This window comes from Desulfobaculum bizertense DSM 18034, assembly GCF_900167065.1.
GTDB classification, from domain to species: domain Bacteria; phylum Desulfobacterota; class Desulfovibrionia; order Desulfovibrionales; family Desulfovibrionaceae; genus Desulfobaculum; species Desulfobaculum bizertense.
In genome coordinates this window covers 1-12,565 of record NZ_FUYA01000013.1, presented here as the reverse complement: position 1 = coordinate 12,565, position 12,565 = coordinate 1, and the positions used below count along the sequence as shown (strand labels likewise).

At 54.0% G+C, this 12,565-nt stretch carries 11 protein-coding genes and 1 pseudogene; 2 read left to right on the top strand and 10 right to left on the bottom strand.

Annotated elements, in window-relative coordinates; translation table 11 throughout:
• Positions 1–21: 21 nt before the first annotated feature.
• Together zwf and gnd are read right to left on the bottom strand one after the other, a co-directional pair.
• Positions 22–1,575 (bottom strand): glucose-6-phosphate dehydrogenase, encoded by a 1,554-nt coding sequence (gene zwf / locus B5D23_RS14105; RefSeq protein WP_078686101.1) that lies wholly within the window; start codon positions 1,573–1,575, stop codon positions 22–24.
• Positions 1,568–2,524: pseudogene (gene gnd, locus B5D23_RS14100) on the bottom strand (phosphogluconate dehydrogenase (NAD(+)-dependent, decarboxylating)); the annotation flags it as partial. The gene zwf and the pseudogene gnd, both read right to left, overlap by 8 nt.
• Before the next feature lie 112 nt (positions 2,525–2,636).
• Between gnd and B5D23_RS14095 the strand changes: the two are divergent.
• On the top strand, positions 2,637–3,020 hold the full coding sequence (locus B5D23_RS14095) for a DnaJ family domain-containing protein (protein ID WP_144012636.1): 384 nt from the start codon (positions 2,637–2,639) through the stop codon (positions 3,018–3,020).
• Here B5D23_RS14095 and B5D23_RS14090 read toward each other — a convergent pair.
• The 7 genes from B5D23_RS14090 to acs form a co-directional block, all read right to left on the bottom strand.
• A complete protein-coding gene (locus B5D23_RS14090; RefSeq protein ID WP_078686099.1) occupies positions 3,017–3,544 on the bottom strand; it encodes a chemotaxis protein CheD in 528 nt (175 codons plus the stop codon). The two genes, B5D23_RS14095 and B5D23_RS14090, sit on opposite strands and share 4 nt — an antisense overlap.
• Positions 3,545–3,694: 150 nt before the next feature.
• Complete coding sequence (locus B5D23_RS14085) at positions 3,695–4,387, bottom strand: amino acid ABC transporter permease (RefSeq protein ID WP_078686098.1); 693 nt, start codon at positions 4,385–4,387, stop codon at positions 3,695–3,697.
• Positions 4,388–5,149 (bottom strand): amino acid ABC transporter ATP-binding protein, encoded by a 762-nt coding sequence (locus B5D23_RS14080; protein WP_078686097.1) that lies wholly within the window; start codon positions 5,147–5,149, stop codon positions 4,388–4,390.
• Entirely contained in the window at positions 5,149–5,862 is a 714-nt protein-coding gene (locus tag B5D23_RS14075) for an amino acid ABC transporter permease (RefSeq protein WP_078686096.1), read from the bottom strand. Before B5D23_RS14075 ends, B5D23_RS14080 begins: the two co-directional genes overlap by 1 nt.
• A gap of 84 nt (positions 5,863–5,946) precedes the next feature.
• A complete protein-coding gene (locus B5D23_RS14070) occupies positions 5,947–6,702 on the bottom strand; it encodes an ABC transporter substrate-binding protein (RefSeq protein WP_078686095.1) in 756 nt (251 codons plus the stop codon).
• Between the two features lie 199 nt (positions 6,703–6,901).
• The gene (locus B5D23_RS15290; protein WP_284690183.1) at positions 6,902–7,036 is read right to left on the bottom strand and encodes a hypothetical protein; all 135 of its coding nucleotides are present in this window, start codon (positions 7,034–7,036) and stop codon (positions 6,902–6,904) included.
• A 242-nt stretch (positions 7,037–7,278) separates the two neighbouring features.
• Positions 7,279–9,261: an acetate--CoA ligase gene (gene acs, locus B5D23_RS14060; protein WP_078686093.1), complete on the bottom strand. Its 1,983-nt coding sequence runs from the start codon at positions 9,259–9,261 to the stop codon at positions 7,279–7,281.
• 287 nt (positions 9,262–9,548) lie between these two features.
• On the opposite strand from acs, the gene B5D23_RS14055 reads away from it, so the two are divergent.
• Positions 9,549–12,224, top strand: a complete 2,676-nt coding sequence (locus B5D23_RS14055) for a bifunctional acetate--CoA ligase family protein/GNAT family N-acetyltransferase (protein ID WP_078686092.1) — start codon at positions 9,549–9,551, stop codon at positions 12,222–12,224.
• 132 nt (positions 12,225–12,356) lie between these two features.
• Here B5D23_RS14055 and B5D23_RS15250 read toward each other — a convergent pair.
• Positions 12,357–12,565: hypothetical protein (locus B5D23_RS15250; RefSeq protein ID WP_234985105.1), on the bottom strand; the 209-nt coding region annotated here is incomplete at its 5' end.

The window sequence follows — 12,565 nt, the reverse complement described above, 5'->3', positions numbered from 1 at the left end:
CCGGTTTTCCGGGGCGTTCTGCTACAGCAAACATTCCATATATTCTCGACAGCTTTCTGGTCCCCAGCTCCCCGCCGGGTACATCTCCAGATGCTTTTGAAGATCCGTACACTCCTCGCAAAGTTCCAGAATAGGCGTCAGCCAGCCCCAGCACAGCTCGACACTATCCTGCCGCCAGAACAAGAGCTGGTCGCCAAGCATGCAGTCCAAAAAGACCTTGGCGTAGGCATCCAGCAAGACGCCATCCGCGTCTTCATCAAACGAATAGTGCATGACCACAGGCCGGAAACAGAGTTTGCTTCCGGGCATCTTGGCCTGAAAACGAAGAGAAATGCCATTGTCTGGCGCCAAATCCAGCACAAGGCGGTTCGGAACCATTTCCCCCTGCTCCACGTTGCGGAACATGGAATGCGGAACATCGCGAAACTGAATGACAATCCGGGTCAGTTTTTTGGGCAGCCGCTTTCCAGACATGATGTAAAAGGGCACGCCCTGCCAGCGCCAGTTGTCCACGTAGGCCCGAATCATTGCAAAAGTTGGAATCATCGAGTCAGGAGCAATGCCCCGCTCCTGCCGATACGCAGGCACTGCCCGCCCAGAAATTTTTCCTGAAGCATACTGCCCAAGGCTCAGATCTTTCCACAGCGTATTGCCATCAAAGGGACGCAGCGAACGATAAAGCTTCACTTTTTCGTCCCGCACACGGTTTGCAGCAAACAGCGACGGCGGTTCAATGGCCGAAAGCGCCAAAAGCTGCATCATGTGATTCTGGAACATGTCGCGCAGCACACCAGCCTGTTCATAATATCCCGCCCGGTGGCCGACGCCGAGGGACTCTGCCGAGGCGCAGGTAATGGACGCAATATATCTACGGTTCCACAGCGGCTCAAAAACTGAATTCGCAAAACGGAACATCAAAATATTCTGCACCATTTCCTTGGCAAGATAATGGTCAATGCGGAATATCTGATGCTCGGCAAACGCGGTGTGCATCCGGGCGTCCAGCTCACGCGCCGAAGCAAGATCTCGCCCAAAAGGCTTCTCCACAACAATCCGGGAGAAACTACCCTCTGTCTCTTCCGCAAGCCCGACAGCTCCAAGCTGCTCTGCCACAACCGCATACACCGAAGGCGGTGTCGCCAAATAAAAAATCCGGTTCCCCTCTGTCCCACTCTTTTCGTCCAGCTCCCGAAGCGTTCGCTCCAGCGCCAGATAATCAGAGAGACGGCCATATTCCAAAGGATGGTAAAAAAGCCGCGCCGCAAGCTCTGGCCAGCGGAACAGGTCACCAGAAGCGTGCTCCTCCAGCCCTTCTCTGGCGTGCGCCCGAAAGTCCTCAGTCGTCATTTTTGAGCGAGCTACGCCCACAATGTTCATTTTTTGCGGCAGTGAGCCATTACAGAAAAGGTGAAAGAGCGCGGGAATCAGTTTTCGCGCCGTGAGATCTCCAGAGGCACCAAAGATCACCAGCGTACACGATGCAGGGCGTCCAGTTTCTGGACACGGCGTTGACGGGTGTCCTTTTTCGGCCTCCAAAACCGGGTGCGTCAGGTCAGGGCGCAGCTCATCAGTCATCAGCAGCCCCATCCTCTGCCGAACGCACGGCGTGCCCGCCAAATTCGTTGCGCAGAGCAGAAAGAAGCCTGTCTGCAAAGGAATTGCTCTGGCGAGAACGGAACCGTTCCATCAAGGCAAGCGTCAGGACCGGTGCAGGCACAGCGCTTCGGACGGCCTCTTCCACGGTCCAGCGACCTTCTCCGGAATCCTCGACATACGGAGCAATATTTATGAGATGCGGATCGCGCTCCAATGCATTTTCCGTCAGCTCAAGAAGCCACGAGCGAATAACACTCCCCTGATTCCAAAGCTTCGCAAGCTCAGAAAGCTCCAGCCCCTTGCCGTATTCCGAGCCATCCAGCAGGGCAAAACCTTCGGCATACGCCTGCATCATCCCGTACTCAATGCCGTTATGCACCATCTTGACGAAATGCCCGGCTCCGTGGCTGCCGCAGTACATAAAGCCATTTTCAGGGGCAAGGCTCGTCAGAAGTGGCGTCAGCAGCTCAAACATGTCCCGCTCTCCGCCAACCATAGTGCAATAGCCAATCTCCAGCCCCCAGATACCACCACTTACACCCGCATCCACGTAATGGAGTCCATGCTTTTTGAGCTGACGGGCACGACGGATATCATCGCGGAATCGGGAATTGCCACCATCAATCAGCACATCCCCTCGCGAAAGCAGATTCGTGAACAGCACAATGTGCTCCTCCACGATTTGCCCAGCCGGGAGCATTAGCCACACAAGGCGCGGCGGCTCCAGCGCTTCGACAAGCTCTTCCAGAGTATGTGCAGCAATGGCACCGCCATATTCCTTTGCCAACGCATCTGTCTGCGCAGGAGAACGGTTATACGCCACGACTTCATGCCCATCCTGTAAAAGACGACGAGCCATGTTCATTCCCATTTTGCCAAGTCCCACCATGCCTATCTGCATACGCCAGCTCCTTATGCTCATGGTCTGAGTTGAAGCCCAGTATAGCGTATTTTCCCGGCCTTGGCCTCATTTTCTGTTCTTGCCAGCTTGCGCCAGCACCAGCAGAAACGGTATACCGCACATAAGGAGACGGTACGACATGGGTATTTTTGGCATCCTGGATGATCTGGCAGAAGAGCGGATAAAGGCCGCAATCGATAAAGGAGATTTTCAGAATCTTGAGGGACAGGGAAAGCCCCTCGAACTGGAAGACGATTCGCTCATTCCAGAAGACTTGCGCATGAGCTACAAAATCCTCAGGAACTCCGGGCACGTCCCACCAGAAGTGCAGGCCGACAAAGACATCCGCACGGCGGTTGATCTGCTCAACCACTGCAAGGATGAAAAATCCCGCTACCGTCAAATGCAAAAGCTCAACTACCTGCTCATGAAAACAGGTCTTGGCTCCAAGCGGTCATTTTCGTCGGAAAATGAATATTATGAAAAAATTTTAGACAGGATAGACATCATTCCAGAGGATTAGCGATTTGCATTTCCTTCTGGCAAAAAGCAGACATCCGAAGAGAGCTTTTTCGTAAAGACCTCTCCGGTATGCGTAATGAAAAAGAGCTTTCTTCCCCGCGTCCCGCCAACATCCTCTGACTGCACAGACCTGTGTTCCTCGGCAAGGACCTGCCGCGCCATGTCGACGTTCCGCATTCCAACAGCGTAGAATTCTTCAAAAACCGCGTTCGCCCCACCAAATATTTTACACACCAGCCTCGGCATGTCTGCCCCGCTCCGCTCCATCTGGCGCAGCAGCTCCCGGATTCCTTCATCCACAAAACGGCACGGCTCTGCATCGTGCAGCTTTCCATGCGGCGCCCTCTCTGGCAGCAGCGCATGAAACAGCCCACCGGTTCGCGTCACAGGGCAAAACATGGTCACTGCCACGCACGAGCCGAGCACCGTTGAAACAGCCAGGGGCAAACTGGAAACACAAATTTCACCAATCCCCAGATTGGCAAAACGGATTCCCGGATATTTCTGTTGGATTCGTGAGAACATGCCAGCGCTCCATGAAAAGAACTCTCTCCTTTCACTCTATCAGCTCGCGCCAACAATGGGCAGAATAAAGAACAGTTGTGCAAAAAAAAGGTTCCGCCCCGTGCAGCAGGGAAAGCACGAGACGGAACACATGACGCGTGAATGCGTGATCTACTCTCTTGACTTGTTAAAGCCAGGAATAGCAGTTTTTTCCTCAATCTTTTTCAATATCCACGTCGCAACGGTCACGATAAGCAGATAATAGAGTCCGACAACGGAGAAGACTTCTATATTCCGCCAGGTTGCCTTCGCAATTTCCCTACCGGCACCTGTGAGTTCGTTCACCGTAATGATGGACGCGAGGGATGAGTATTTGATGAGGTAAATAATTTCGTTTCCGCAGCCGGGCAGCGCGCGCCGAACTGCCTGCGGCAACACGACGTTCACAATGGTCTGAAAAGGCGTCATTCCAAGAGCCTGCGCAGCCTTGATCTGCCCCGCCTTGATCGACATAAGCCCCATGCGGACGTATTCGGACTGGTATGCGGCACTGCACATGAAGAAGCCAATAATTGAGGCCTCTACCGGATCCAGAACAATTCGGAAGGACCCAATATTGAAATACGGCAGCGCAAAGTACCAGAAATACAGCTGAACAACGAGCGGCGTCCCGCGAAACAGCGTGACGTAGGAGTCCGCAAGCCAGCGCACAGGGCGAGGACCGTACACGCGAACCGTGCCCGTAATCACACCAAAGATCACGCCAAGGCACGACGCCGGGATAATGAGCTTGAGGCTGACCAAAAGCCCAAGATTCAGGCCCGGTGCAACCCGCTCCATCACAAATTGCAGGAACGCATCCATTTAGACAGGCTCCCCTGTGAGTTCATTGATCTTGGAGCAGAATTCCTGCGTGCGGCTTTCCACACCAGCAGCCAAAAGCTCTTTCGGGCTTCCCTGCTCAATGATGCGACCCTGCTGCATAAAAATAAATTCGTCAGCAAGCTGCGACGAGAAGGTAATCTGGTGGGTGGCCATAATCATCGTCATGCCCGCCTGCGACAGATCACGAATAACCGTGAGCACTTCACCAATAAGCTCAGGGTCAAGCGCAGACGTCGGCTCGTCCAAAAGCAGGACCTCAGGGTCCATCGCCAGCGCACGGGCAATGGAAACACGCTGCTTCTGACCACCAGACAGCTGTGCAGGATACAGGTTGGCGCGGCCAGCCATGCCGACGCGCTCAAGCTCTGCCATCGCCCGGTCCATCGCATCCTTTTTGCTCATGCCAAGGACCTTCACCAGTGCAATACGCACATTCTCAACAGCACTCAGATGATCGAACAGATTAAAGTCCTGAAAAATCATCCCAACTTTCTGCCGATAGCTATACAGCGACTTTTTGTCCGAAGGGTCCACTTCCTGCCCGTTGAGCCAAAAACGACCCGTGTCCGGGGGAATCAAAAAATTCATACACTGGAGCAAAGTGGATTTGCCACCGCCAGAAGGACCAATAAGCACCTTCAGCTCACCGCGCTTGAGCGTCAGAGACGCGTCTTTCAGCACGTAGTTTTCTCCAAAGGACTTATTCAATCCCTCAATGCGCAAAACAGACGTATCAGACATTAAAATGAACCCTCTCGGGAGTACCCCGGAATTCGTACTTTATTTTCAAGTCGGCGCAGCATTTTCAGCCCCACCCACGTCAGAACAAGAAAAAGTGCACCTGCAAACAGTGCCAGCGGAAGCGGCTGGTGTGTCGTCGATGCCACGGAACGCGTTCGGGACATCAGTTCCGCAACGCCAATAACAAAAGCAAGCGCCGAGTCTTTCAGAATAATCGAATACTCATTCGACCAGCCCGGAATGGCCATGCGCATTGCCTGCGGCAGCACAATGGTCCAGATAGCCGTCCGCTCGCTCATTCCAAGCGCCAGCGCAGCTTTCATCTGCCCCTCTGGCAATGCCTGAATCGCACCACGAAAAATCTGTGACTGGTACGAACCCGTCGTCAGCCCCAGCACAATCACCGCAGCAGCAAAGGCCGTATCCAGCCCAATAACGCGCAGAACAGGGAAAATTTCCGTCAGGTAGGCCAAAATGCCAAAATAGAACAGGTAAAGCATCACCAGAATAGGAATGCCGCGGAACAGCCAGACATAAAAACTCACAAATCTTTTGACTGGCCGAGATCCATAGACTTGCCCAACTGCCATTGGGACCCCAATGCACAGCCCCAGCAACATGGCGCTGAAAACAAGGCCAATCGTCCACCATATCCCAGAAAGAAGATACGGCAAGGCATCCCAGATGGCTGCAAAAGCCTGCGTGAAATCCATTTTTATACCACTTTACTAAAAGGACAAAGCCGCCCGGATGTCAGACAACAACCGGACGGCCCAAGATTTCGTCGTACGAACGACCTAGTGGATGTTCCACTTTGCTTTCAGCTCCTCCCAGTACGGATCGGCCATAAGCTGCTTCAGTCCTTCGTTGAGCTTCTTCTCAAGCTCCGTGTCACCCTTGCGGAATGCATAAGCGTACACGTCTTTATCAACATCAAGAGTTCCCACAACCTTACACGGCAGATTGCGCATCATTTCATAGGCAATCGTGCTGTCCATTGCTGATGCGTCAATTCGACCAATAGGCAGGTCCTGCATCGACAGGTCTGTGGAATCATATTTCTTTACCTTGAAGTCCATGCCTTCCTTCTTGGAAAGCTCATCAAGATATTTTGCGCTCGGCGTGCCACGCTGTGCTCCGATCACCTTACCAGAGGTGAACATCTCTTTAAAAGTGCTGTCGTCATTCTTGTTCACGACCAGCACCTGCGTGACCTCATAATACGGGTTTGTAAAAGCGACAACCTTGCGGCGCTCATCCGTCGCACTCATGCCACAAGCAATAAAATCAAGCTTGCCAGCATTCAACGCAGGAATAATGCCGTCCCAGTCCATGGGCTGATGTCGGACTTCAAAGCCCATTTTCTCCGCAATCCAATTCACAGAATCAACATCAAAACCAGCTGGCTCTCCATGTTTGTCAATGTACCCAAACGGCGGAAAACCAAAGTCAATGCCATTTACATACACTTTCTTGTCCCCTGCAATAGCTCCAGTTGCAAGCATTGCAGTCAACAACATGCCGAGCATACAAGCAAAAAGCTTCTTACCCATGTCCTGTTCTCCTCGTGCCTCTTTACCCCTACAGGCAGTTAAACGGTTTTCCCATATTCCCCTACGGAATCCAAAATACCAGTCTAAGACAGTTGCAAATACCAAAGACAAGCCGCCCATGCAACAACAGCCCTCCTCCCCCACGCGAAGAAAAACAAACCGGGGCCAGCCCCGGACCCCGCGTAAGGGAATGATTCCCTTACGTATCCTCAGCGAGTTTGAATTCCATCCACGCTTCGCGTGAATGAAATTCAAACTTGTTGGGCATAACGTCGAGAGCTTCTTTCTCTTCTGCGAATTCGCCACCATTTCCTTTTTGAACGTAAGCGTTCAAAAAGAATACGCATACGGGAAACGCCCACTAGCTAAAAAAAGGGCTGATGGAGAGGAAAGCAAAGCTTTCATCCCATTCAGCCCATTTTTTTAGCGAAAGCGGGATTCCCAAGGGCCTCGTCCTTGGGCGGGGTCAAGGGGCGGCGCCCCTTGCAGAGCACGAGACAGAGTCTCGTTACCCCACCCACGCGCCTCTTGCAAAGCACGAGACGAAGTCTCGTACCCCGCAACCACACTTACTGCTTATGACAACATATCGTCGCGACCGTCCTGCAGGTCGATGATGACACCGGGGTCTGCGAGGGTGGAGGTATCGCCGAACTCGTCGCGAATACCGGCGGCGATTTTGCGTAAGACGCGGCGCATGATTTTGCCACTGCGGGTTTTGGGTAATTCATCGGCAAACTGAATGAATTCAGGTGCGGCAATGGGTCCAATTTCTTTTCGAACCCAGACGCGCAGTTCTTTCATCAGCTCGTCGCTTTCTTCTTCGTCAGCGCCGAGAATGACGTAGGCATAAATGGTTTCGCCTTTCACGTCGTGGGGCATGCCGACAACGGCGGCCTCCGCGACAGCGGGATGCGCAACCAGTGCGGATTCAATCTCAGCAGTCCCCATGCGATGGCCGGAGACATTGATAACGTCGTCGAGACGCCCCATGACCCAAAAATAGCCATCATCGTCACGCCGAGCGCCATCGCCAGCCTCATACATACCGGGGAAGCGGCTGAAATACGTTTCCTTAAAACGCTCTGGATTCTTCCAGACACCGCGAAGCATACCGGGCCAAGGCTTTCGCACAACGAGATGCCCGCCCTGATTGGGTGGAGCTTCGTTGCCGTTGTCGTCAACGATAGCGATGTCGACACCGGGGAGCGGAAGCGTTGCGGAACCGGGTTTGAGTGGCGTTGCAGCGGGCATGGCGGAAATCATAATGCCGCCAGTCTCTGTTTGCCACCAGGTGTCCACAATGGGAAGTTTCCCATGCCCAATGTGCTCGAGATACCAAATCCACGCTTCGGGGTTAATAGGCTCGCCAACGGACCCCAAAACGCGCAAGGAAGAGAGGTCGTGACGCCGGGTCCACTCCACACCTTCGCGCATGAGCGCACGAATGACGGTTGGTGCGGTGTAGAAGATATTGACGCCAAACTTCTCAACAATCTGCCAAAAACGGTCAGGAGCTGGCCACGACGGAACGCCCTCAAACATGAGAGAGGTACCGCCAAGACAGAGAGGGCCATAGACGATGTAACTGTGCCCGGTGATCCAGCCACAGTCGGCGGTGCACCAGTAGACGTCGTTATCCTTGAGGTCAAAGACCTGCTGGGTAGTGCTGGCCGCATAGGTCAGATAGCCACCTGTTGTGTGAACAACGCCTTTTGGTTTTCCTGTGGAGCCTGAGGTGTAGAGAATAAAGAGAGGGTCCTCGGCATCCATGACTTCTGGCGAGCATTCAGAATGCATGCTGTCAGTAAGACAGTCATGCCACCAGCAGTCTCTTTCGGGTTTCATGTCGACGTCGAGACCGGCGCGGCTGACCACAATACACTGCTTCACTGTGGGGCAGGCGGCCAAGGCCTCGTCAGCGTTGGGCTTCAGCGGGATAGTCCGCCCAGCGCGCAAAACGGCATCGGCAGTCACGAGGATTTTTGCCTCGCAGTCCTGAATTCTGTTCTGGAGGCTCATTGCAGAAAAGCCAGCAAAGACAACAGAATGGATGGCACCAATACGGGCACACGCAAGCATGGCGATGGGGAGTTCAGGAATCATAGGCATGTACAGAGCCACTGTATCGCCTTTTTTTACTCCCCGGCTGCGCAACACGTTGGCAAAGGCACAGACTTCCGAATGCAACATCTGATAGGTAAAGACGCGCACATCCTCATCTGGCTCGCCCTGCCAGATAAGCGCGGCCTTGTTCCTGCGGCCATTTTCGAGATGGCGGTCAAGGCAGTTGTAGGACGCGTTAAGGGTTCCTCCCTGAAACCATTTGATTTCCGGGATACTAAAGTCCCATTCCAAAGCGGTTTCTGGAGAGGTTTTCCAGTCCAGAAGTTCCTGAGTTCTTTGCATCCAAAAGCTCTCAGGATCATCCATCGACTGTTTGTAAAGCGCTTCATAGGCATCCATATCAGGCACATGCGCGTCTTTGGAACCATTGGTTGATGGTTCAAACACCCGTTGTTCATGCATCATGGTCTGGATTTTCATCTCGTCACTCATCGATACCCCCTGTTAATCTGTATTATGAAAAGCGCAACACAATCGATACAGAGCGACACAATCGCTCAAAGTGTATCCCATCCTCTCATAGTGGTACATTCTAAGTTATGATGCTGTCATCTTTTTTTTGCGGAGCTGTAAGTTTTCGTGATAAAACAGCGTCAGAGCAGAGCAAGGCAAAGCTACTGCAATAGAGGAACACAGAAGTAGCGCGGCATCCACGGATCGAAAGACAGGTAAGAGAGCGCGTTAAGACAGGCAACGAGAGAGCACGAGGCGTACTGCGAATGAACTTAGCACACTTGCACACGATGTTCCGTCCCACATCCATAGCGCTTGTTGGGGCGACCGAAGAGGAAGGCACGCCGGGGCCGGTACTCCTCAAAAACATACGGGAATCCCAGTTTATTGGGCCGATACTTCCGATACACGAAAGGCTCACAGAGCTTGGGGGGCTTCCGGTATTCAAGAATATCGACACGCTTCCGACGACGCCGGACCTAGCGATACTGTGCTCTGAGCCAGAGAGTCTTCCCCAATACATTCGAGCACTTGGGCAGCGTGGTGTTGCAGGTGCTGTCGTACTGGGCTGTGGTTTTTCCGAACTCCTCCCCGAAGACAAAGCGCGCATCGAAAACGATATGCTGATTGCTTCACGTGAAACAGGCATGCGCCTGCTCGGTCCGGGGAGCATGGGATTCCTCACCCCACGAGCCGGAGTCAACGCCAGCCTCGCGCACTGCGACGCTCAACCCGGACGCATCGCTTTCGTCACACAGTCCGACGCCCTTTTCACAACTATTCTCGACTGGGCACAGAGCAATCAGCTCGGCTTTTCAAACTTTATTTCGCTCGGCGACAAGCTCGACTTTGGCTTCGGCACTGTGCTGGATTACCTCAATGCAGACCCTGAAACCCGCGCCATCCTCCTCTATGTTGAGGACATTAAAAACGCCCGCCACTTTATGTCTGCCGCCCGTGCCGCCTCCAGAAGCAAACCCGTTATCGTGCTCAAGGCCGGTCGGACTGAACAGGCTCGAAAGGAACTCGCCCGCATCGCCTCCGGCCCCATTGGACTCGACGCCGTGTATGACGCCGCGTTCCGCAGAGCAGGTATGCTCCGCGTCTCCGATACAGAGGCACTCTTCGACAGCGTCGAAACCCTCGCCAGAACAAAACCCCTCAAGGGTGAGCGGCTCGCCATTCTCGTGAATGGTCTCAGCCCCGGACTCCTCACCCTTGATCGCTTCATCGAAGGTGGTGGCAAACTCGCCGAACTTTCCGACGAAACAAAAGCTGCCCTCAGCGACTTGTATGGCGACGCCCCCATGCTCAACTGTCGCGCCGACGGCTGTGTCGGGAATCCCATCACCCTGTCACCCAATGCCCCGCCAGAGCGCTATGCTCAGGCTGTTAAAATTCTCCTGAAAGCAAAGGGTATTGACGCTCTTCTCGTTATGCATTTCCCCTCAGCTCTCGCCGACGGTCGTGAAATTGCCAAGGCCGTGGCAAAAGCAGCAAAGCGCACTCGCCGCCTCGTCTTTTGCAGCTGGATCGGGGGTGCAAATGCAGACCAGGCTCAAGAAATTTTCAACGCCGCAGGTCTCCCGATTTATGCGACATCGGACAAGGCTATTCGTGCGTATTTGAATCTTGTTCATTATCGCCGGAATCAGGAGCTTCTCGTTCAGACCCCCGCCTCTCTCCCGTCCGAATTCGAGCCAGACCTCGACGCAGCGCAGCGCGTTATCGCGACTCACGGCACAGGGCAGCTCCCTCTCGCCGCAGTTCTGGAACTTTTGCGCGCCTATCGCATCCCAATCATTGAAACCAGAACCGCCAGCACTCCAGATGAAGCCGCCAGCATTGCTCAAGAACTCGGCTTCCCCGTCGCCCTCAAGATTCTCTCCCCTGACCTCGCCTGCAAGAGCCGCGTCGGCGGTGTCATTCTCGATCTCGACTCTGCCGAGGCCGTAAAAGCTGCTGCAAAATCTCTCCCCAATCGCGTGCTCAACGAGGCCCCTCACTGTGCCATTCAAGGCTACATCGTTCAGCGTATGGGGCGCCGTCCAAAAGCTCGCGAACTTGCCCTTCATGTTGATTACGATCCCGTCTTTGGTCCGTACATCAGTTGTGGCCGCGCTCGCGTTCTCGCCCCGCTCTTTCCCTCGCAGTCTCACTCTCCCGCCGTTGCCCTCCCACCTCTCAACATGGCCCTCGCCCGCGAACTCGTCACCCGCGCCGCCGTTCTCCCTCTCGACGATTCACGCTTCGACATTTCCGCACTCTGTCTCACCCTTTGCAAACTTTCCCAGCTTTTACTCGACCTTCCAACGCTACAGCACATTCAGATTGACCCCCTTTGTGTGGACGATCACGGCGTTCTCGCCCTTGATGCCAGTGCTTCACTTCTTGCCGATTTCGACGCCAGTGACGCCCTCGCTATTCGCCCCTATCCTCGTGAGCTTGAGCAGCTTATTCAGATTCGCTCTGGCAAGACTCTTCTCATTCGTCCCATTACTCCGGAGGACGAACCCGCGCACTGGGATTTCATTGCAAAGCTTTCAGCAGAAGATCTCCGCTTTCGCTTTTTCGGTCTGATTCAGACCCTCCCGCGTGCCGAGATGATTCGTCTCACTCAAATTGACTACGATCGCGAAATGGCCTTCATCGCCATTGATCGCGAAGCCTCTGAGACCCTCGGCGTTGTCCGCGGCTCCACCTCTCTCGACAATCAGGAGATGGAATTCGCTATCATTATTCGCTCCGACATCAAGCGGCAGGGACTCGGGCGCATTCTCCTACAGAAGCTTATTGACTATGCCGCCGCACGCGGCTGTGCCCGCATCATCGGGCAGACCCTTATCGACAACTCCGCTATGGCCGCACTCGCCACCGCCCTCGGATTCACCGTGAGTCGGAACTACGACGATGGCGTTTTCGAACTTTCTCGCGATTTATAAGTGCTTGTTTTATTGGGGCGCTGCCCCAAGCCCTGCAAGGGGCGCTAGGGTGGGCGGGGACTCTGTCCCCGCACCTCTGCAAGGGGCGCCGCCCCTTGACCCCGCCCAAGGACGAGGCCCTTGGGAATCCCGCTATCGCTCAAAAAATACGGCTGAATGGGATGAAAGCTTCGCTTTCCTCTCCATCAGCCGTATTTTTTGAGCTAGGGGAATTTCCCGAACGCGTGTTCTTTTGCCCTGTTCACCCGTTTTTCTTTTTGAACGCGAGCGTTCAAAAAGAAAATGGTGGCAACTCGCAGAAGAGAAAGACTTTCTTATCGCATTCTCACCCAAGTTTGAAT

Coding starts and splice junctions, on each gene's coding strand:
- zwf (WP_078686101.1), bottom strand. CDS start 1,575: ATGACTGATGAGCTGCGCCCTGACCTGACGCACCCGGTTTTGGAGGCC.
- B5D23_RS14095 (WP_144012636.1), top strand. CDS start 2,637: ATGGGTATTTTTGGCATCCTGGATGATCTGGCAGAAGAGCGGATAAAG.
- B5D23_RS14090 (WP_078686099.1), bottom strand. CDS start 3,544: ATGTTCTCACGAATCCAACAGAAATATCCGGGAATCCGTTTTGCCAAT.
- B5D23_RS14085 (WP_078686098.1), bottom strand. CDS start 4,387: ATGGATGCGTTCCTGCAATTTGTGATGGAGCGGGTTGCACCGGGCCTG.
- B5D23_RS14080 (WP_078686097.1), bottom strand. CDS start 5,149: ATGTCTGATACGTCTGTTTTGCGCATTGAGGGATTGAATAAGTCCTTT.
- B5D23_RS14075 (WP_078686096.1), bottom strand. CDS start 5,862: ATGGATTTCACGCAGGCTTTTGCAGCCATCTGGGATGCCTTGCCGTAT.
- B5D23_RS14070 (WP_078686095.1), bottom strand. CDS start 6,702: ATGGGTAAGAAGCTTTTTGCTTGTATGCTCGGCATGTTGTTGACTGCA.
- acs (WP_078686093.1), bottom strand. CDS start 9,261: ATGAGTGACGAGATGAAAATCCAGACCATGATGCATGAACAACGGGTG.
- B5D23_RS14055 (WP_078686092.1), top strand. CDS start 9,549: ATGAACTTAGCACACTTGCACACGATGTTCCGTCCCACATCCATAGCG.